Source organism: Jeotgalibacillus alimentarius (assembly GCF_000829445.1).
In the GTDB taxonomy this organism is placed as follows: domain Bacteria; phylum Bacillota; class Bacilli; order Bacillales; family Jeotgalibacillaceae; genus Jeotgalibacillus; species Jeotgalibacillus alimentarius.
In genome coordinates, this window is the sequence record NZ_JXRQ01000024.1 from 58,021 (window position 1) to 76,534 (window position 18,514).

Annotated in this window: 23 protein-coding genes; all 23 read right to left on the reverse strand. The window is 42.6% G+C overall.

Annotated features, from left to right (window positions below; genetic code table 11):
* Positions 1 to 8 precede the first annotated feature (8 nt).
* Positions 9 to 830, reverse strand: a complete 822-nt coding sequence (locus KP77_RS12420) for a phage tail domain-containing protein (RefSeq protein ID WP_041123046.1) — start codon at positions 828 to 830, stop codon at positions 9 to 11.
* Complete coding sequence (locus tag KP77_RS12425) at positions 827 to 5,113, reverse strand: phage tail tape measure protein (RefSeq protein ID WP_052474165.1); 4,287 nt, start codon at positions 5,111 to 5,113, stop codon at positions 827 to 829. The genes KP77_RS12420 and KP77_RS12425 overlap by 4 nt, the downstream gene beginning before the upstream one ends.
* 4 nt (positions 5,114 to 5,117) lie before the next feature.
* On the reverse strand, positions 5,118 to 5,333 hold the full coding sequence (locus KP77_RS12430) for a hypothetical protein (protein WP_041123047.1): 216 nt from the start codon (positions 5,331 to 5,333) through the stop codon (positions 5,118 to 5,120).
* A 92-nt stretch (positions 5,334 to 5,425) separates the two neighbouring features.
* The gene (locus KP77_RS12435) at positions 5,426 to 5,836 is read right to left on the reverse strand and encodes a hypothetical protein (protein ID WP_052474167.1); all 411 of its coding nucleotides are present in this window, start codon (positions 5,834 to 5,836) and stop codon (positions 5,426 to 5,428) included.
* A 55-nt stretch (positions 5,837 to 5,891) separates the two neighbouring features.
* The gene (locus KP77_RS12440) at positions 5,892 to 6,449 is read right to left on the reverse strand and encodes a hypothetical protein (RefSeq protein ID WP_041123048.1); all 558 of its coding nucleotides are present in this window, start codon (positions 6,447 to 6,449) and stop codon (positions 5,892 to 5,894) included.
* 14 nt (positions 6,450 to 6,463) lie between these two features.
* The gene (locus KP77_RS12445; RefSeq protein ID WP_041123049.1) at positions 6,464 to 6,871 is read right to left on the reverse strand and encodes a minor capsid protein; all 408 of its coding nucleotides are present in this window, start codon (positions 6,869 to 6,871) and stop codon (positions 6,464 to 6,466) included.
* Complete coding sequence (locus tag KP77_RS12450; RefSeq protein WP_041123050.1) at positions 6,868 to 7,329, reverse strand: type 1 periplasmic-binding domain-containing protein; 462 nt, start codon at positions 7,327 to 7,329, stop codon at positions 6,868 to 6,870. Before KP77_RS12450 ends, KP77_RS12445 begins: the two co-directional genes overlap by 4 nt.
* Entirely contained in the window at positions 7,322 to 7,639 is a 318-nt protein-coding gene (locus KP77_RS12455; protein ID WP_041123051.1) for a hypothetical protein, read from the reverse strand. The genes KP77_RS12450 and KP77_RS12455 overlap by 8 nt, the downstream gene beginning before the upstream one ends.
* A complete protein-coding gene (locus KP77_RS12460; RefSeq protein WP_041123052.1) occupies positions 7,636 to 8,013 on the reverse strand; it encodes a hypothetical protein in 378 nt (125 codons plus the stop codon). The genes KP77_RS12455 and KP77_RS12460 overlap by 4 nt, the downstream gene beginning before the upstream one ends.
* A gap of 9 nt (positions 8,014 to 8,022) precedes the next feature.
* Positions 8,023 to 8,322, reverse strand: a complete 300-nt coding sequence (locus KP77_RS18330) for a DUF7210 family protein (protein ID WP_041123053.1) — start codon at positions 8,320 to 8,322, stop codon at positions 8,023 to 8,025.
* A 48-nt stretch (positions 8,323 to 8,370) separates the two neighbouring features.
* Entirely contained in the window at positions 8,371 to 9,444 is a 1,074-nt protein-coding gene (locus KP77_RS12470) for a major capsid protein (RefSeq protein ID WP_041123054.1), read from the reverse strand.
* A gap of 34 nt (positions 9,445 to 9,478) precedes the next feature.
* Complete coding sequence (locus tag KP77_RS12475; protein WP_041123055.1) at positions 9,479 to 9,850, reverse strand: head decoration protein; 372 nt, start codon at positions 9,848 to 9,850, stop codon at positions 9,479 to 9,481.
* Positions 9,851 to 9,875: 25 nt separating this feature from the next.
* On the reverse strand, positions 9,876 to 10,631 hold the full coding sequence (locus KP77_RS12480; protein ID WP_052474169.1) for a hypothetical protein: 756 nt from the start codon (positions 10,629 to 10,631) through the stop codon (positions 9,876 to 9,878).
* A gap of 195 nt (positions 10,632 to 10,826) precedes the next feature.
* Positions 10,827 to 11,015 (reverse strand): hypothetical protein, encoded by a 189-nt coding sequence (locus KP77_RS12485; protein ID WP_041123056.1) that lies wholly within the window; start codon positions 11,013 to 11,015, stop codon positions 10,827 to 10,829.
* A complete protein-coding gene (locus KP77_RS12490) occupies positions 11,015 to 12,064 on the reverse strand; it encodes a phage minor capsid protein (protein WP_041123057.1) in 1,050 nt (349 codons plus the stop codon). Before KP77_RS12490 ends, KP77_RS12485 begins: the two co-directional genes overlap by 1 nt.
* Positions 12,064 to 13,578 carry a phage portal protein gene (locus KP77_RS12495; protein WP_041123058.1) on the reverse strand — a complete coding sequence of 505 codons (1,515 nt, stop codon included), beginning with the start codon at positions 13,576 to 13,578 and terminating at the stop codon, positions 12,064 to 12,066. Before KP77_RS12495 ends, KP77_RS12490 begins: the two co-directional genes overlap by 1 nt.
* Before the next feature lie 14 nt (positions 13,579 to 13,592).
* Positions 13,593 to 14,930 (reverse strand): PBSX family phage terminase large subunit, encoded by a 1,338-nt coding sequence (locus tag KP77_RS12500; RefSeq protein ID WP_052474171.1) that lies wholly within the window; start codon positions 14,928 to 14,930, stop codon positions 13,593 to 13,595.
* Entirely contained in the window at positions 14,902 to 15,792 is an 891-nt protein-coding gene (locus KP77_RS12505; protein WP_041123059.1) for a terminase small subunit, read from the reverse strand. The genes KP77_RS12500 and KP77_RS12505 overlap by 29 nt, the downstream gene beginning before the upstream one ends.
* Positions 15,793 to 15,882: 90 nt before the next feature.
* Complete coding sequence (locus tag KP77_RS12510) at positions 15,883 to 16,179, reverse strand: hypothetical protein (RefSeq protein ID WP_052474173.1); 297 nt, start codon at positions 16,177 to 16,179, stop codon at positions 15,883 to 15,885.
* A gap of 53 nt (positions 16,180 to 16,232) precedes the next feature.
* Positions 16,233 to 16,670, reverse strand: coding sequence for a hypothetical protein (locus tag KP77_RS12515; protein ID WP_041123060.1), 438 nt, complete (start codon positions 16,668 to 16,670; stop codon positions 16,233 to 16,235).
* 244 nt (positions 16,671 to 16,914) lie between these two features.
* Positions 16,915 to 17,385, reverse strand: a complete 471-nt coding sequence (locus KP77_RS12520) for a sigma-70 RNA polymerase sigma factor region 4 domain-containing protein (protein WP_041123061.1) — start codon at positions 17,383 to 17,385, stop codon at positions 16,915 to 16,917.
* A gap of 22 nt (positions 17,386 to 17,407) precedes the next feature.
* Entirely contained in the window at positions 17,408 to 17,581 is a 174-nt protein-coding gene (locus tag KP77_RS18335; protein WP_200889073.1) for a hypothetical protein, read from the reverse strand.
* An 85-nt stretch (positions 17,582 to 17,666) separates the two neighbouring features.
* On the reverse strand, positions 17,667 to 18,494 hold the full coding sequence (locus tag KP77_RS12525) for a hypothetical protein (RefSeq protein WP_041123062.1): 828 nt from the start codon (positions 18,492 to 18,494) through the stop codon (positions 17,667 to 17,669).
* Between the last annotated feature and the right edge of the window lie 20 nt (positions 18,495 to 18,514).

The window sequence follows — 18,514 nt, forward strand, 5'->3', positions numbered from 1 at the left end:
CACCCTTTTTAATAAAGATACGTATGTCTAAACTCAATCTCCATAATGTAATCAGCTTGATCAGACATAACCGACAAGCTGTTTACACCTGGCTGGAGAACAAAAAAATCGCCTGATGTATCATCAAAGCGATTGGTCGAATTTAAATATACAGTTGAATTTTTCATGTCGATCGTAAGCTCCGATGTACCACCCATCGTTACATCAATTAGTAATTCTTTTCCGGTGGTTTCATTCTTCAAGAGAATCGTGTCCGCTATGCCAACTATTTTAATAATGGGAAAAGCGCGATAGGTTCCTGCATTCACAACCTCAAGCAAATTGTAAGGCTGGTCAATATCGTATGTGTAAGTCATGCCTAAACTTAAACCTTGCCCTAATACATAGCCCTGACCTAATTCAAGAGGAGTCGTTGATTTAGTGACCGAATATGCAAATGGGTCAAATGCTTTTAACGGCAGAGTAAATTCGCCATAGGTACCAATTCTTTCGATAGGCAAAGATCCATTATATTTTACAAAGTAAACTTTACCTGATTGACGACCTAGCACCAACTCCTGAACACCTTTTGAAGGGTCAAATGCCAATGCTACCATCGCCAGCTTCGATTGATATTCAGCTTCATTATCTGCTGAAATATCCAGTACCAATTCTATCGGCCGAGTCGTATATTCTGTTCCTAAATCAATCGCTCCATCCAGACCAGGTAGCTCTTCCTCAAACTGTCTAGTCGATGGAAGGATTGGTACATTAGCTCTGATTAAGGATAGTCCCAGAGCGTCAAACGAAAATCCTGCAATGTTACCTCCTCCTCTCATATCTAAGCTCATGGTCTATTCCCCCTCGATAAAAGCTTTTGAGCAAGCAATTCTCTTTCGGTCCAGTATGTCGCGATGTCTGCATCGTCTTCTAGCCTTACATCACCTTCATGTGAGATCAACGGACCATGGTAATGATGTTCTTCGACTTTCTGTCCGGTCCCGCCGATTAACGATTCTAGTTGCTGTGGCTGAAGAGCAATTTCGCCGCGTTGCATAACAGCCGCAATTTCATTCGGGAGAAGTCTGTCTGATCGACTGAAGTTCATGAGACCCGCGATACCTCCAGTGTGATACTTGGCCACATCAGCGACTTTAAAGAAGCCTCGTTCGAATAGTTTATCTCTTACCTTTTGCGCTCTTTCAAGAGACTCAAAAATACCTCTTACGTGATATCCTCTTTCTCCTTTTTCAATATTTGCTTCATGGGCTCCGTAATTCCTCATCATTTCATCTGCAACTTCTTGAGCATCGGAAGCGTTACCATACCAACCGGTATAAATACTCCCTCTGGTGCCTGCTTCTCCTTGAACAGGTTTAGCAAGTTCCTGATATTCAGTTACGAAATTTGAAAGTTCTTGGATCAATTTTCGATTAGTTTCTCCCATGAGTTTTAATCTCTCATCATGCATGAATTTTTCAATTTCTAATGTATATCCAGAGTAATCAGAGACAGCTTTTCGCAATTCGCTAAAGTAGTCTTTGACCTGATCTTCTCTCTGATCGAGATTTGCAAGTTCTTCATCTCGCTGATCTTCAAGCTTTCTCTTCTGATCCTGGCGATCCATCTCACGCAGCTTCTCTACTACAGAATTGTATTTAGCAATTCCATCTCTGGATGTTGCATGACGATACTTTTCAGCATCAGCTAGTAACTTGCTGCGGTCTTCTTCACGTTTTTCAGCATCCATTTCATCAAACTGATCATTATAAAAATCATTAATTTCTTTCCTGCGCTTATCCAATGAATCAAGTTCCGCGCGTTCTTGATCCCTCAGGCTGTCTTCAAGGGCATTTGTCGTATCTCGTAACGCTTGTTCCTGCTCACGTTTGAGAAGTTCAGTCAGTTTTCTGCGCTCATCATACAATTCTTTATCCAACTGTTTGGTTGCTTCAGTGTTAGCCCGGTACTTGTACCTTAAGGCATCTAAGTTTTTAATTCTTTGACTCAGAATGAAGGTATCTGATCGACCGACATCTTTCATGCGGTCTTCTACTTTTGATAAACCATCTAACTCTGCTTTGAATGCATCTGTGCTAAGTTCCTGACGTCTTCGGTAAACTTCTACTTCGAGTTTCTTCCTGATATCTTTATGTGCATTGAATCTTTTTAACAGACTTTCGTACATCTTCAGTTCAGTTGATTCGGTAATCCGATCCATATCCCTCTGATACTTCATAAATTCTTCTGCAGCCCTTAACCTTTCATTAGCAAGGGTACCTTTGTCCTTCAGCTCATTGTCTTTATCATAAGCAGAAACGCTATTGATAGATGAATTCAACATTCTGAAAAGTTGGTTTTGCTGTGACTCTGTCAGAACCATTTCATTTCGTAAAAGCCGGACATCTACTTCATTGTGTAAAGGACTCGATGCAACACTTGCACCTGTGCCGCCTGAATGCAAACGAGGTAGTTCCTGACCATCTTTACCAATGACTCCACCAGAGTGATATGCGAGTCTCTGATTGCCTGCGTTTAAGTCAGGGCCACCCGTTTGACTGGTGATAATCGTTACTCTCTTGCTGATATCTCTTCCTAACTCAGCATTTAATGCCTGGGCATTAGTAGTAGCGCCAAGTATCTGGTTTCTCACTGTATTCAAGTTAGCGATCTGACCATCTATAGCAGCCACACCATCCAAATACTCACGCGTATTCCTTTCAGCAGCTGGTGTATTTTGTTGTAATTGCTGCTTTTCCGCTCGCAATGCCGATATAGCTCCATTCACTGCTGAAATTTGTTCCTGATAAGTACCGGTCAACAAATCCGACATACCTTTAACAGAAAGTAATTCGTTTTTGGCATTATTTAAATTAGTTAACTGTTGATCTAAGGCTCCAACTTGCTCTCTATATGCTTCTGTATTACGTTGATTTACAGGTGTATTTTCTTCCAGGGCTTGCTTTTGTGTTTGTACTCCTGCAATAGCTTCTTGAATAGCTTCAACTTCTTTGCCCTTTTCAGCAGTCAAGCCAACTTGTTGCAAAACTAATTCACTCATTTGTTGAGTGATTTCATCCACTAGATCAATTTCTTGTTGTAAGGCAGCTATATCTTCTTTAGTCTTATCATTCTTCGCAGTCTGTTGACCTAAAAGAACCTCATGATTATCAATTTGAGATTGTAGCTGGTCTCTCTGCAAGTGAAGTTCTCTAGTAGTAAGACCCTGTTCTTCATTATAGGCAATCTGCTTTTCAATCTTTTCTATTTGTCGTTCTGTGGCCGCTTCATCAAAACTATTTGCTTCCGCACGCAATCTTTCTTCTTCAACTATTCCTTCGTTTAGTTCTTTCTGGAGTCTTGCTAGTTCCTCTTTGTTTTCACGCTCGTTACTTTCAGCTGTAATTCTTTGACGCTCTAATTCACGCATTGTTGATTCATACAGCTCGGCATTGTATTCTCTGACTTTATCAGTGGTCGCCAAAATACGGTTACCCTGATCGGTGATTGCAACCGCAGATTCAGGGACGGTATCGATCAGTTCATTATTGAGTTCCACCATTCTATTTAACTCATTATTGGATAATGTACTCTTTTCAACTAAAGCATCTTGTTCAGCATTCAGCGCTTCAATCGTGCCTTGATCAGAGGCTGCTCTTAACTCGGCTTGAATGTCCATGAAGCGACCAAATTCATTTCGTGTCAATTCACTTTTTGCGCGAAGACTTTCGAAATCATCAGTCTTGTCTTTTAATGCTTGGCTTGTCTCTATCATAGAATTAGCCAATTCAAGGTTTACTTCATTCGTATCATTGTAAGCTTGTTTGAGGGCAACGATCCCACCAGATAAAAGAGATACTCCGATAATTGCTGCACCTACTGGCGTCATAGCAAAAGCACTCAGAGCAATGGAAAGCTTACCAAGTGTTGCGAGTGTTGCCGCAACTGCCGCTGTAGTGCCGACAAATGATACTCCCATCTTAACCGTTTCTCCATCAACTTCACCAAGCCATCTGACTACATCAGCACCTTGATCAACTAGGTCTCTAAAGATTGGTAAAAATTCATTTCCAACCTTGATACCTACTTCTTCAAGCGCAGACTGAAATTCTTTAAAGGATCCATTCAACGTATCCATCTGAGTTTTTGCTACACGCTCAGCTGTTCCACCTGCGTTTTCTAGTTCAGAAGTATAATCAGCAAGTGTGTCTTCTCCAACATCAAGCAAAGCAAGAAATCCAGATGCTGCTTCAGTACCAACTAATTGAGCAGCAGTTGCTGTCTTTTGAGCATCACCCATACCCTCAAGTTTTCCGGCGATATGACCCACGAGCTCCGGAATAGGCTTCATAGAACCATCTGCATTTTGTACTGATATATCAAGAGCTTCAAATGCTTTTTCTGTTTGACCAACTGGATTAGCAAGTGCAAGTAACATAGCACGTAGAGAGGTACCTGCTTGTGAACCTTGAATACCGGCGTCACTCATTTTGCCGACTGCTGCTGCAGTTTCTTCAATACTCAAACCAAGCGAAGCTGCTACCGGCGCTACATACTTCATTGCATCTCCAAGCATAGGAAGATCTGTATTAGCTGTACTCATTGTTTTTACAAGAATATCAACGGCCTCACCCGATTGTTCTGCACTCATACCAAAACCGGAAAGAATATTTGAAACGATATCTGCTGAAACGCCAAGAGATTGCTGAGAAGCTGCTGCAAGGTTTAATACTCCAGGCATAGCTGAGATAGTTTCGTTCACATCAAAACCGGCCATTGCAAGATAACTCATGCCTTCCGCTGCTTCAGAAGCGCTGTATTGAGTTGTAGCACCCAATTCACGAGCAGTTGCTTCAAGTCGCTTGAACTCCGCGTCAGTAGCACCGGAAATTGCTTTTACTCGTGCCATTGCCTGCTCAAAGTTACGTGCGACCTGGACAGATGCCCCAATACCGGCAATTACTGCGCCACCTACTGCTACAGAAGATTTTTGGATATTACCAAAATCTCTGTTAAGATTTTTGCTTGAGATCCGGGTCTTCTCCATCTCATTTCTCGCATCGTTCATCTTATCTTTAAAATTTTTACTATCTAATAAAATACGACCTCTAAGATCGCCAAGACTTGCAGCCATATCGTCACCCTCCCTGCATTGCTCTCAACCGTTCCATGCCTTCACGGTCAAATTTCATATTTTGAGGCTTTTGGTTTTTAGTTGAATGATTTAAGCGCTGGAGATCATTGAAGTATTTTGTGAACTCTTCATCACGCATGGATCGGTTATTTGTAGCGATCATCCTTGTGATTGCTTCGATCTGATGAGAAATGTCTTCATCACGCTTTTTCTCAAGCATTGCAGGAAGATCAACCAGGTAGTACTCTTGCTCAATCGCTTTTTGAGTAACTCCTAAGGCAATTGCTGCTTCCTGTAAAAATTCATCAAGTGTTACGCCTTCTGCTTGATCTCCTGATTGCTGTCCGTCAAATTCTTGTGCAGAAGGCTTTTTACGTTTTTTAGAACTGCCTCAAAGTCATTTCGCTTATATGTGAGCATGAGATAACGAACAAGTTCTGAAACCCCAGCTTTTTTATGCAGATAATCTTCATCAATATCACTAAGTAACGAAACGATTCTTACCACTTCATCAAGGCCAACTTCAGCAGCTAACAGACCGGTGGTTACACGGTCATCCTGATTTGCTGTGAAGACCTGGATTAACAGGTTGGGTAATACATCAATTGACTGCGTTAATTTCTTAAAAAGATCAGGACTGATTTTCTTCACTTCAGCCTTTTTATCACCAAGCAGCACAAAATTGTCCCCGTTAGCTCTTTGTTGCATCCATTCCTTCAACATTCGATTTCCTCCCAAAAGTAAAAGAGCCCTCAAGTGAGAGCTCTTTAATTAGATATTATCCTGCCGGCGCTGGATCTACTGCAGTTTCATCACCCATGATATAAATCTGATTGCCGTTCTCCATATCTGGGTAGCCAACAAACGTGATATTCGTTACACGCTCATTATCTGAGTTGTAAGTGTATTCTGGGTCAGCCATTACGCCCGCCAGTGGCATTGTAATCCAGTCATTTGGAGTAGCTGCCGGGTCCGTTGGTTTGATAACCAGCTTTTTAGCATTCTTAAGGAAGTTGTAACCCGCTTGCGCACTAACAATTACTTTCTTTTTTACGTTCTCCGGATCAGTAGCATCTTCAACATACTTAGAATTCGGAATCGCCGCCGCAATTTTTTCAAGGTCGTGTAATGCGAACGGTACTGTTACTTGTGCAGTACGTCCTTTTAGAATTGATTTAACGATGGTGTCACCGAGTTGATCAATTGTAGTATCTTGCTTAGTTGTCCCGGCAGAAAAAACAATCCCGCCCTTTGTAACATCAAATACTACTTTACTTGTGTCCTCACCGTATTCAACAGTAGCTGGACCGATTGGAACATCAATACCTTGTGCCATAAATGTTGCCTCCTTTAATTAAATTCCTGAATTTTAAAACTGAAATTGGTGGAAAAAATAGGACGATCCTTTTCATCCAGTCCGATTGGAATTGGATTACTTTGAATCGCCCTGCTGATATAGATGTAGCTTTTGCCGATTTGATAGTGCACCTTCTTATTGAGTAGTTTAATAAGAGCTTTTGCTAAAGTCTCTGTTTCGTGCATCCGAATAGGGTTTATAGAGTAGCTTTTACCCTTCAGCACCACTTGGAAGTTTGGAAAATCTAAAGGTAAGTCGTTATCAGACTGACCACCCCCAGTCGAAAAAACAAAAAGAGCCGGCAATTGGCTCTCATCCATTTCAGCTGGTATGAAGTTGGGGTCCGGGAATACATTGAAACCTTCAGCTGATAAATATTCAATTAGCTCAGTTCCGGTCAAAATGAAAAACCTCCAAACTTCAGAGCAGTAGCAAGCTCTTTCATGATCGTTTTTTCGTTAATGGTAATAGCGTTCTCCAGATACTTTTTACCAGGCATGAAACCTTTGTGGGCCCCTTTGCTACTCGTAACTTCTCCAGGAGAAAAGTGAACAACTTTACCTGTTTTTGTTTTCCGGAAACCTTCATGCTGAGCCCAAGCATATGGTGCTACTTCAGGACTGGCAACAACTCCAAAGTCGATATAGATTGCTGAAAGCATTGTCTTTACTTCATCAATATCCAGTGCCGCCTCAAGATCACCGCTTAGGACTGGAGCAAGCATCCTAGCATCCTCAATAACCTTCTCGGCCAGCTTGGTCAAAACAATATCGAGATTGCGAAAGAATTCTCTTTCGATATTTGTTAGACTTTGCTCCATTTCATCCAGTCCACCAAGAACGAAGTATTCATCAGCCATAAATGATCACCTTCTTTGCGATATCGGTACCGAGCTCTTTTCTGACTTCATAATGCAATGGCCGGAAGTCGTACTCCTTGCCGAGTTGATTAGTGTAAAGGATTCGATCCTGATTACCGATCGAGTGAGCGCCCGGCAAATGAACTTCAATCATACTCTGTACCTCTTCACCTTTATCATTCTTGATGACCTTCTGCTCTTCAATCACTTTAGCCTTAGAGGGAACTTCATCGGTGCCGCTGACACGCCCCCAATTATCGACTATTGCCTTTACGTGAGTAATGACTGCCGGGTACCCAAAGATACTCATAGCAGCATACCGCCGAACTGTGGAAGTGCTTCTTCTTCAGCTTCATGCTCAACAACTTCAAAGATAGGCGGTCCTAAAATCTCTCTGACTTCAGGAGCGACCTTATCCCGGGATGTATAATCAATACGCTCACCATTATCTGTGACAGCCTTAACTCCCTGCTTCTGAAATTTCAGAGCCGGGTCAAGTCCTTGCAGCTCCCAGATCGCCTGATAAGCAACTGTTTCATCAGTTAGTGGTACTTCTGGATACCATCGCGTGAGATTTCTTGAAGCTTGAACAAAGGCTAAATCTTTCTTTGCGGCCTCGTCCCATGCTTGTGAATCAAGAACGTTTGATGCAATCCAGGCTCCCACTGTTTCAACTGTAGGCATTCAGATCACCTACTTTCCTTTTTCAGCCTCATCAGCTTTTGCTTTTTCTTCAGCAGCCTTTTTATCTGCAGCTTCTTTTGCTTTAGCTTCCTCTTCGGCTTTTTGTTTAGCTTCTGCCTCAGCTTTAGCAGCAGCTTCTTTTTCAGCCTTTTCGCGTGCCTTCTTCTCTGCCTCAGATTCTTCAATCTCTGCACCGACACCAAGATCAATTAGACGTTTGCCATCTTCCTTTTTGATCTTCTTCAGCTCGTCACCAGACTTGAACCATTTACCGTTATGCTTTACGACTGCACTGACTTTAACATCCATCCTTCTCACTTCCTCTCAAAAGAATAAGACGCCTCAGAAGAGACGCCCTTAAATCACTGTTGCTGTAACAACAGAATCGTTATATCCGAATGCAGGGAACGCAAGATTTGCACCGATAGTTCTTACACGAATAGGATTTTTATCGATATCTCTGAATACATAGATACCATTCGAATCTGTATCAACTGCATCAATCTCACTCATCAGTTCTTCAGTTGTTTTCGCCCACAGGTAGTTCCCCAGAGGACCGTCAGGAAGAAGGACAAAACGGTTTTGCGGCATCATTCGAACATTTGAGAAAGAAACACGTCCATTGGAGAGTGCCTTATTCTCAACACGAGCCTGCGTATCGTACTCTACAATCACAGGAAGATTGTGAGTATCCATGAGTGAATCAAGCTGAGCACGGTTAAGAATCGGCGGGTTCGCAGTGCCTGATGGATCACCGTGATATGCCTTTCTAAGACTCATGTTTTGCTTAAGGTACCCGATAACTTGACGTGACGCCATTGCGCGGCTTAGAACAATCCCTTTATCACCGGCATCATTTACCCACTGCTGAATGTCATCAAGCGGAGTAGAGTTTTCTGTATCGCTCCACAGGTCCGTCCCGCTAAGCACTGGCTTTTGATCTGCTTGATATCCGAAGTCTACTGAGATTGGTGGCGCACCTGCTTCAGATACAGTTACCTTTCCAGTAGAAATCGCCTGCATTGCAATCCATTCTTTACGAGCCTTAATTGCTTGTACAGCATAAGCTGCATCATCAAGCTGAGTTCTACGGATTTCTGCAAACTCATTTGAACGAAGGCCGTTCTGAAGCAGAAGACGGACATACTTCTCATCCATTGCGCGACCGCGCTGAATCTTAGGAATAGAAATACGTTGTCCTGTAAGACCTTCACGGCTGCCGTATTCAACTTCTGTACCAAGCTCTCCGACCTGGGCCATTACAGGAAGACGAGATCCTTCACGAATAACATCTACGTTTAGCTCAGATGTTTCCTGCGCCGGGAAGAGCAGCTCAGCAAGATAGTTATTTGGTGTAACAAGGTTATTTGAATAAGTCAGTAACTCCTGACCTGAAAGAGCTTGTTCAAGATTCAATAATTCTGGTGGCATTTAAACCATCCTTTCTGTTTTCAAGTTTATTTGATTAAGCGAATACAATCTGAGGCATTTTGCCGCGAAGTGTAGCATCAACAGCAACAGGGATGCGCTCTGAAATCACCTTCGCAACCTCATAACCACCGACAACATGATCCCCTTCAGTTACATCTACAGTGTGCTTGAGAAGCACGGTCGGGTTCTCTGATCCGTCAGCTCCTGCTGGATCGTACGGCACGTACTTCCCACTCGCCAGCTTCGCCATGGGCATTCCCTTCGCAATGACCTTCTTTCCATCAACAGCGGTTACTGCAGCAGAATCAATCGTGATGCCATTAACTACTTCACGAACTACCTCGTAACTCGCCAGAATTTCTGCTTCACCTTCAACTACAAAGGTTGGACGGGGTTGTAAATTCATTTCTCATTCCTCCAGTTCAATTGGTTTATCGTTTCCACGGATCATTTACACTAGCTGTGTAAGTACCGCGGGATTGTGCTTCTTTCTTCAATTGCTCTAAACGCTCTTGCTCAGATTTACGGCTGCTTCCTGCATCTGCACCAAAGTTGCCGTTGCCCGCTTTCTTCAGAAGATGTGGCTTCTTTTTTGCCAGCGCTTCAAGAACTTCTTTGACGCCAGTAATCTCACCGTTGGCATCTTCTTTTACATCTTCAAAATCGCCGAGTTTAAGAGCATCCTCGTAATCAGCAAAGTCGAGTTCCTTTGCGGCTAGTTTTACCTCGGCTGTCAGAAGTCGCTTGAATGTCTTCTGGCGATCCTCCTGCAGTTTCTGTTCAATGATTGCATCAACATCTACATCTTTGTCCGGACCTTTACCGCCTTTATCACCAGTTCCACCTTCAGGATTCTTTTTAGAAGAAATTGCTTTCTCCATCGCTTCAACCGAGTCAAAGCCGAGCTGTTCGGCCAGTGCTTTCTGTCCAGCTTTTTGTGCTCGATTTAGGCGCTTATCCAATTCTTCTTTGCTGTTGAAAGTAGCAAACGGTTTGTCTTCCGGATCTGGTTTAGTTCCGGATCCTCCTTCGCCGCCTTTGTCACCACCAGATTCTCCACCTGGAGGATCACCTTCCGCAAAAAATTGAAGATTAAGCTTTAAAGGTTTTTTATCAGAAGCCTGAATTGTTTCCGGCTTTTCAAAGAGTGATTTGATGAATGTAAAGATCGCTAAATATAGTTTCATATTGCCTCCTGTTTAAGGTCGTCAGTATGACCATGGTTTCCTTCACAGCTTTTAATGCCATCAGCAAGTTCTGGGCAGGCTTCTCACGCTCAGCCGGCGAGATGGCGGATCACCTCTCATTCATGATTTAGATGTTCTCGAAACCACTCGATCCACCTCCTCAAATACATAATAAAAAGCACCCTGCATGGATGCTTAGATTCTTTTGCTATTCTTTTTCACAAACCCCTGCCATTCTTTTAAACGGTGATCTCTCAATTCTTTTGGACCTTCATCAATTGCTGATTTCAAACGGCGTGCTTCCTGTCCATACAGAGCAGCGCAGACACGACGGCAATCACATTTCTTTTGTTTAGTCGGGCAACGCCCAGTACTAATATCCATCAGGTACCACTCCCCTCACTCAGAATGAAGCCAAACTTTCTAAAGTCCGCCTGCCACTCCTGGTACCTTGCTGTGTTTCTGGTCTTGTGACTTGAGAAAGTCTTCAAGTCCGGCAGGTCCGGCATACGTGATTTGTATTTAATCCATTGCTTGCGAGTCTCATTCTTTCGTGATTTCTCCCGCTGCAGTTGATTGTATCGATCAATATCTTTTTGAGTCCGATTATCCGCAAAAGGTCTATTTGACCTATTGATCATATCCATCACTTCTTTTGAATCCCGCATCTCTTCATTCCAGGGATAAGTGCTGTGAACACAATGACTGTGATACGGTGGTCTACGGTCAAGTGTTGGGAACCTGCTGTCTCTACCACTGATAGAATACACACGGCCCTGAAACTGAGCACATAAAGCGCAGGTAATCCCCACGCTGTTAACCCGGACCAGGTCCTGACCGTTATCTCTCATTCGATTAATGCGACCATCAACATGTGCTTTCCGCTGATGATACTGGATCGTACCGGCCATATACTTCTCAACAGGAATGCGTGCGCCGTTACTTGCAACCACTCCGGTAATGCCCCGTTCAGTCGCCTCAGCAATTGCTTTCTGAGTAGCCTGCTTCCTAGTCACCCCTTCAACAAGTGAGCGCTGATTGGCTTTCTGCACGATTGATTCAATACGCTCTTTTGCATCCTTGCTCATGTTGTCAGATGCTTCAAGAATTGAATAGAAGGCTTCATCCAGTGTTTCCTGAACAGCTTCTTTATGGATCTTCGTTTTGAATGAGGCCTCAATATTGTCGAACCCTTCTATTCTCATTTCCTCAGTAGCTTCTTTGGATCCGGCCCTATATGCAGCTTCGATGATCTCAACTACAATACCGGATACATCACCGTTCAAAGTAGAGATGATTACACCAATCTGCTTCAATAATTCAAGCTGCCGGCGCTTCGCCAGACCTCCAGTCATGCTTTGGATCAGCGCAAGCATATCAAATGAGGCTACCTCGTACATCGCGATAAGTTCTTCAACCTTCTTCTCATCCATTATGCATCATCTCCAATAGTGGTCCGCGGCGGCTGAGTGAATGTTGGATTCATACCATCTGTTGCTTGCTCATCTTGAATCTTCTGTACCTCAGTCGTGATTGCCTGTTCAGACCAATCAGGATGTAGATTTCGTACAGTAGTTTCAAGTGATTGAACACCGTCTGCATACTTCTTGGACTCTTCTTCACCAGTCTCAGCTTCTGCTTTAGGCAGCATGTCTTTCCATTCCACAACCGGATCTTTCAGTTCATAGTCAGTACCACCTAAAGCATTCTCTAAGATGGTGCACTTTCGAAGCGCGTCTTTAATCGCTGTATCAAATCTATCGCGAATTGCTTCAGCTTTTATCACCGACTGGATCCATTCGTAAAGAATCGCTTTAGCAGAAAGACTCCCACCTGCTTCACCGAGTCCGACCGCAGTAGCAGCTGTCTTTGAAACAGCCATCATATAATCGATCAGCCTAGAAACATGCTTAAAGGATTGCTCTGTCTGAGCGTTCCATGTGATGTACATCGGCACAGCACCATTCTTTTCATCGTAGCTCACAACTTCAAGATCAGCGTTTCGGACAAATCTTGAACGATAATTCTTTTGATTTTCGTTTGCTACGCTGTCCCACAAAGCCCGGGGAATAGCCAGTTTCGGTTTACCATGCTTTTCAAAGACCACTGAATCACGAGTAATGGTCCAGTTAATCTCTTCCTGCATCTCCACAATATTGCGGAGACCAGAACGGCCGCGCTTATGTCTCAGCGTTTCATCATTGGTGATGAGGCCACACATCAATTCGTTCACATCGTTAAGAATTACTGACTGTTCTTCTGTCAGACCATAATCACTAGCGTACTCAGCAAAATCAATTTCACCTTTAACCTGATCGCCTTTCATTTCAAAAACATGCTGCGTCAGCTGAAGGGTCCCGTCAATAAGACGTTGCCTTTCGACTCGGAGATATTCATCATCACCACGCACATCTCGCCAGGAGATATCAGCGCCCATTCCATCATCATGCTCGAAGTACTGGTCAGCCAGCTCCCAATCGAACCAAACGCCTTTTGCATCTTTACGTCGGATTCGGTATGCAATAGCACCGTCTACTTGATGCTGCACAATGGAAGCCCACAGCTTATCTTTTACTTTAGAGATTCTGGCCGTCGATTCTATAAACTCAAGAAACTGCTTATCATCTTCACTGTCAGCCGAGATATTCCCCAATGAACGATTGATCAAGTCAGCTGGCAGTTCTGCTACAGCAGAGGCGAGATTGACTACAACATAATGATTAACTGAATTCTGTGCTGCACGTCTTTTCTTGAGGTCGCGCAGGTACTTATATTTGGAACGTTTAAGATCTTCTTTGCTGACAGCAGCTTCTGTCCCGATTTCTTTTGCTCTCGGGAAGATGTCAGCATGGTTTCCATCGTATAGATCACGAAAGAACTCCATATAGTCCAGCTCCGTTTCAAACGGACTTGGGGGAAATGATTGATTAGCATATTCGATCGTCATACTCTCACCTCTTCCTACCAGCCTGCAGGTCTTTCATTCGTCCAATCAAGTTGTCCAGATAGGACCGTGTGAATTGGATATCTCAATGCGTCCAGGCAGTGATCATTTTCTTTTTTGGGTTTATCTTCACCACGCGTTTGTGCTTTCTCATCCCAAATGTATGAAGAAAACTCACGCAGCGTTTCTTTGCAATCTTTATGGATGTACAATCTGTTGTGCTCGAGCAAATTACTCACGGTCTGAATACCATCGAGTACAGCATTATCTGCCTGCTGCGGATAAACGCCATCCTGATTCAGCTGAGCAATTAATGGTGTAGCTGACGGATCTACATAAACAGTTGCATAAGGATAACCCTCCATGAACTCTTTCAAATCCTGAGAATACATACTCACTGTCTTCTGTCTGCTTTCTTTTCGACCGTTATGGTAATACTCCTTGATAACGTAAAAAACCTCACCAGCGCGTCCTATGAGTAGGAATGTGGTGGGGTTATTTGTACCGAAGTCGATACCGACAAAGAACTCATCGATAAGAACATCTAACTTACTATAGACATGCTGCTCTTTCTTGAACATGTCGTATATGATTCCTTCAGCCAGTACCCATAAGCCGAGTATGTAACGCTGAAAGAAAATACCTTTGTACATTCGCTTGTAACGATCTTTCACTTTGTCAGATAGCGAAAGATTATCATCCATGGTGAAATGAATATGCAGCATGTTCTTTTCTACAAGCTGCTCAAGCCATTCGAGCTTAAACCAATGATACGGGCCGGCCGGGTTACAGTTGAACCAATACTTAGAACCTTCAACAGAACAACGTGCAGTCGCCTGCTTCACGAAGCTTTCCGGCATCAGTGCCACTTCATCAAAGAACATGCCAGCAAGTGTAATACCCTGAATCAGATCCTGACTGGATTCGTCTTTCCCGCCGAAAATATAAAAGTAATTGACCTTACCCTTATATGAAATGGTCAGGTAGTTCTCAGCTCGATGATCCTTAACCTGGTACCCTCTTGCTTTTAACATTCTCTTCAATGGAGTAATTACGTTTCTTCTCAGAGCCCCGATTGTCTTTCCAGACATACCAAGATTCTCTTCCTCGAAGGTATCCATCGCCCACATGACATAGGACAGCGACATCACGACTGTTTTGCCGGCACGAACTGAACCATCACAGATGATTCCGTCCTTATCTTTATGCGGAGAGTCTTTCCGCCACCAGGTCAGCACTTGCTTCTGCTTTAAAGAGAATGGTTTGAATTTGAACGGCGCTGGCTTTTTCTTCTTATTCGCTTTTTTCGTTAAAAAAGAAAACTGCTTAACTGTCTTCTTCGGTAGAGTGATCATCTCCCCACACCTCCGAAGTCGTAGCATTCAATGCATCTTCAAAACCATCATCTTCATATTCATCTGGATCCTCGCTGCCAAACACTTTATGATGAGCAATGCGCAGCTTCTCTTCCTCAACTTGGCGCTTAAATTTATCCGGGAACAGGTCGAAGTACAGCGACAGTTTATCAAGTGCTTTCATCTTGTCAGCCAGCTTAACCGCAATGCCGTCTTTACCCTGCTTGATCTCTGTAATGATCGTACCGTCCACTACATCAGAAGAATTGAAGTCCACAAAGTTTTCTTCTCGGGTGATCTGCTGACCTTTCTCATCAACCAACGGACCAAAAGCACCCATGACAGGCACTTCTCTTCGCCCGAACGTGGCGTAGTCAGTGGCATCAGCAAAGGCGATTTTGATGTACTTATCAAGTACGTCCATTGCATCGATGAAGAGGCCCTGCCGCATGCTGTCTTTTATAGCCCGGATCTCTTTCGCAACCTTAGCATTTCTCAGCAATCGTGAGCCCTCTACATGAGCACTGTCTGGTGCATACCCGGCATTGATAGCAGCATTGGTAGCATTGAAGCTTTTAACGTAATACAAACAGAAAAGCCTCTGTCTATCAGTGAGTTCATCACTTTCAACAGGGGGCTCTAACTTAGGTACACTCTTCTTCTTTTTCGGCTTCGGTTTGTTTGTAGTACTACATTCATCTTTTTGCAGTACTGCATTCCATTCATCGCGACTTTTCCATGCGCTGATCGTCTTTTCAGGCACATCAAGCATTTCAGCTAAAGCTCTATTTGTAATGTCACCGTTTTTTGATTTCCATATTTCAAATGCTTTATCTCTATTCGGATCTCTTGCTCTGGGCATTTACATAGCACCTACCCCCTACTCGCCTTGAGTTATTTTTAGAAAAAGAAAAAAGCACCCCGGAGGATGCTGTGAAAATAGTTTCTATAGCTATCGTTCTATTATTGCATCTTTATCAATCAAGTTAGTACCTTGTTCTTTGATTAGTTTCCCATCAATAACTCCATATACTTCCAAAGAACCACCTTTATTTATTACATCACCACTTACTGTGCCGCGAATGTATACATTTGTATTTTCATATAGAGTAATATCGCCAACGACCATTCCGCTTAGAATAAATTCGGCAGAACCAATCACTTGAACGTCACCTACTATCATCCCTCGGAGCACAGTGTCTTCCTCTATCTCGATATTATCTTCAATTTTACCTTCAATTTCCTTCATGTTAATTCCCCCTTTATTATCAGATACGACAAATAAGAGGAAATTCCTTCTTTTTATTCAAGAGAACCCCTATATTTCTGATTCAGTCCTGCATATGCAAATAACTCACCGTTCTGATCCTCGATCTCTTCAAATCCATACCGCAGCAACCAGCGATAAGCTCTCATTCTCTTATCATCTTCCCATTCAATCAGCAGGATCTCATTCTCTTTCAATCGGTCTACAAAATCTAAGATAATATCCTTCGTGATCATTAAGCCGGTAAGACCACAATCACCAGTACTTTCAATTCGATTATCCTTACATTTCATATACCAATCATTTGCCTGTCTACGAGTTTTAGAGATCATTACACCCATTCTCCAGGCATTCATTTGTCTGTCTTCAAATTCAAGAGGCTTTTTAGAAAAATACACATTTAAAAGCTGTTGGTTCGGCAATTCTATGCAGTGTCTAATCTCACGTTTACGCCTAGCAACTAAATTGTGCATTTCAAAACCTCCTGCCTCCTCTAAACCATACAAAAAAGACCACTCTTTTTATCGAGTGGTCTCAACGGAGTGAGGGGTTTATGTTTGGGTCTAAACCGGAGGTTGCTCTTTACGATCGCACTCATAAGCATAAGCGCGACCTAACAGCCGTCCGACCTACCCACATTATAAGCAGAAAAATCACATGGATGCATCTAGTGTCAGTAAATGCACCTAGTGTAAAGTAGTGTAAAGTACTGTCGGGTTAATCAAGATACATGATCTTAGCGAGCTCTCTCACCGCTGAACGCTTGATCTCTTGTATAGTCTGACGGCTTACATTTAACTCTTGAGCAAGTTCATTTGCTTTCAGACCATCCAGTATCCCCTCAATCACCAGACGCTCTCTTTCATTTGCTAATGCAGCTGCAGACTGATCAATTAGTTCAATCTTCTTTTTATATCGCTGATGTCTTTCCCATACTCTCATCTGTTTCTTGGCAGCATTGAAAGTAGGGTCCGAAATGCCATACGGTGCTTTCGGCAAGCTTGATTCAATGCCGTACTTCGCTGTAGCAGCTGCCGGCAGATCGCCTGCTGACTGATTACTTCTATTTTCAGAACTATATTTTCGAACCTTAATACTCATCCACTCATAGTCACGCAAATCATCATGCACTCTCTGAATCGCCTCAACAATTGTATCTACCTGGTCATATGTTAATTGTTTTTCCATCCTTACATTCCCCCTCAGAAATTTATCGCTGACGCATTGCCCCGTTATGTCTGCTGTATGTGGGCCTGTCCACTCCCATCAGATGCCGGAGATCACGATCAGACAAACCTTTCTTTTTCTTAGGCTTCTTAATTGCTGCCTCTTGGTTGAACTGCTTCTTAAATTCTTTCAACTGTTCTTTCGCTTTCTGGTCCATCTGATCATCTCCTTTTCAAATAAAAAGAGGACACAAACTAAGAGCGCTCGGCTCTCAATCTGTGTCCTCCAGTGGGCTGGTGGGACTATTTTTGTAGTTGTGTAATCGGTAATAATGAAAAGTTACATTTTACATCGTTGGTGATCAAGTTTGAATTTGCGCTAGACTTGAACTTTACATAATAGAAAATCTTTTCATACTTCTCCTCGAAAGAATCCCAAAATGTAATTTTAATTTTAAATCTAGGAACAATTGAGTGCTCGGAAAACAATTTATTGTCATGATATATAGCCATATTCAAAACTTTTATTATTTTCTTTGGAAGATAAAAAACTCCGCTTTTTTCAGGTAAGATATAGTCAATTGGCTGAATATCAGAGTAATCCAAATCATAGTTAGTTGATGCTGATTTTTTCGGAAAAGAGTCTTTTTCGGATAAAAAAATGTCTTCACTGTAAGAAAGCCAATCATACAGGAACCCATCTCTCTTCTTATTAACTTTTGCTTGGAAACGATTTGAATCATTTTTATTTATGGTCTCCACTAGCTCATTAATAAATTCTTCTTCTAACTCTACTGAAACGTTAACGTACAGCGCAGGACCGTAACCAACATTTGTTACTTTAAGAGGGAAACCATCATTATCATCATTTTCATATAAATCTTTGTGTATCCAATTAGCGTTTACTACTAATTCATTATTAGAAAAGTCAACCTGAATGTCTTCTAATTTGTTAAGAAACAATGATGGTTGCTGTGAGTACTTTTTTTGATTTTTCATTTCTTCTATCTGAACTGAGCCATTTTGCGCTATTTTCCTTGATGCTAATGAAGATCTCCAAGCCGCTGTAGCTGCTGCCAAAGTACCGATTGTTCCTAGTATTTGAATGTATTCAACAATACTTAAATTCAAAAATATACCTCCACCTTTAA

What these genes read in the sequence shown, in the direction of transcription:
- KP77_RS12420 (WP_041123046.1), bottom strand. Translation starts at nt 830, where the DNA reads ATGAGCTTAGATATGAGAGGAGGAGGTAACATTGCAGGATTTTCGTTT.
- KP77_RS12425 (WP_052474165.1), bottom strand. Translation starts at nt 5,113, where the DNA reads ATGGCTGCAAGTCTTGGCGATCTTAGAGGTCGTATTTTATTAGATAGT.
- KP77_RS12430 (WP_041123047.1), bottom strand. Translation starts at nt 5,333, where the DNA reads ATGCTTGAGAAAAAGCGTGATGAAGACATTTCTCATCAGATCGAAGCA.
- KP77_RS12435 (WP_052474167.1), bottom strand. Translation starts at nt 5,836, where the DNA reads ATGTTGAAGGAATGGATGCAACAAAGAGCTAACGGGGACAATTTTGTG.
- KP77_RS12440 (WP_041123048.1), bottom strand. Translation starts at nt 6,449, where the DNA reads ATGGCACAAGGTATTGATGTTCCAATCGGTCCAGCTACTGTTGAATAC.
- KP77_RS12450 (WP_041123050.1), bottom strand. Translation starts at nt 7,329, where the DNA reads ATGGCTGATGAATACTTCGTTCTTGGTGGACTGGATGAAATGGAGCAA.
- KP77_RS12455 (WP_041123051.1), bottom strand. Translation starts at nt 7,639, where the DNA reads ATGAGTATCTTTGGGTACCCGGCAGTCATTACTCACGTAAAGGCAATA.
- KP77_RS12460 (WP_041123052.1), bottom strand. Translation starts at nt 8,013, where the DNA reads ATGCCTACAGTTGAAACAGTGGGAGCCTGGATTGCATCAAACGTTCTT.
- KP77_RS18330 (WP_041123053.1), bottom strand. Translation starts at nt 8,322, where the DNA reads ATGGATGTTAAAGTCAGTGCAGTCGTAAAGCATAACGGTAAATGGTTC.
- KP77_RS12470 (WP_041123054.1), bottom strand. Translation starts at nt 9,444, where the DNA reads ATGCCACCAGAATTATTGAATCTTGAACAAGCTCTTTCAGGTCAGGAG.
- KP77_RS12475 (WP_041123055.1), bottom strand. Translation starts at nt 9,850, where the DNA reads ATGAATTTACAACCCCGTCCAACCTTTGTAGTTGAAGGTGAAGCAGAA.
- KP77_RS12480 (WP_052474169.1), bottom strand. Translation starts at nt 10,631, where the DNA reads ATGAAACTATATTTAGCGATCTTTACATTCATCAAATCACTCTTTGAA.
- KP77_RS12485 (WP_041123056.1), bottom strand. Translation starts at nt 11,015, where the DNA reads ATGGATATTAGTACTGGGCGTTGCCCGACTAAACAAAAGAAATGTGAT.
- KP77_RS12490 (WP_041123057.1), bottom strand. Translation starts at nt 12,064, where the DNA reads ATGGATGAGAAGAAGGTTGAAGAACTTATCGCGATGTACGAGGTAGCC.
- KP77_RS12495 (WP_041123058.1), bottom strand. Translation starts at nt 13,578, where the DNA reads ATGACGATCGAATATGCTAATCAATCATTTCCCCCAAGTCCGTTTGAA.
- KP77_RS12500 (WP_052474171.1), bottom strand. Translation starts at nt 14,930, where the DNA reads ATGATCACTCTACCGAAGAAGACAGTTAAGCAGTTTTCTTTTTTAACG.
- KP77_RS12505 (WP_041123059.1), bottom strand. Translation starts at nt 15,792, where the DNA reads ATGCCCAGAGCAAGAGATCCGAATAGAGATAAAGCATTTGAAATATGG.
- KP77_RS12510 (WP_052474173.1), bottom strand. Translation starts at nt 16,179, where the DNA reads ATGAAGGAAATTGAAGGTAAAATTGAAGATAATATCGAGATAGAGGAA.
- KP77_RS12515 (WP_041123060.1), bottom strand. Translation starts at nt 16,670, where the DNA reads ATGCACAATTTAGTTGCTAGGCGTAAACGTGAGATTAGACACTGCATA.
- KP77_RS12520 (WP_041123061.1), bottom strand. Translation starts at nt 17,385, where the DNA reads ATGGAAAAACAATTAACATATGACCAGGTAGATACAATTGTTGAGGCG.
- KP77_RS18335 (WP_200889073.1), bottom strand. Translation starts at nt 17,581, where the DNA reads ATGGACCAGAAAGCGAAAGAACAGTTGAAAGAATTTAAGAAGCAGTTC.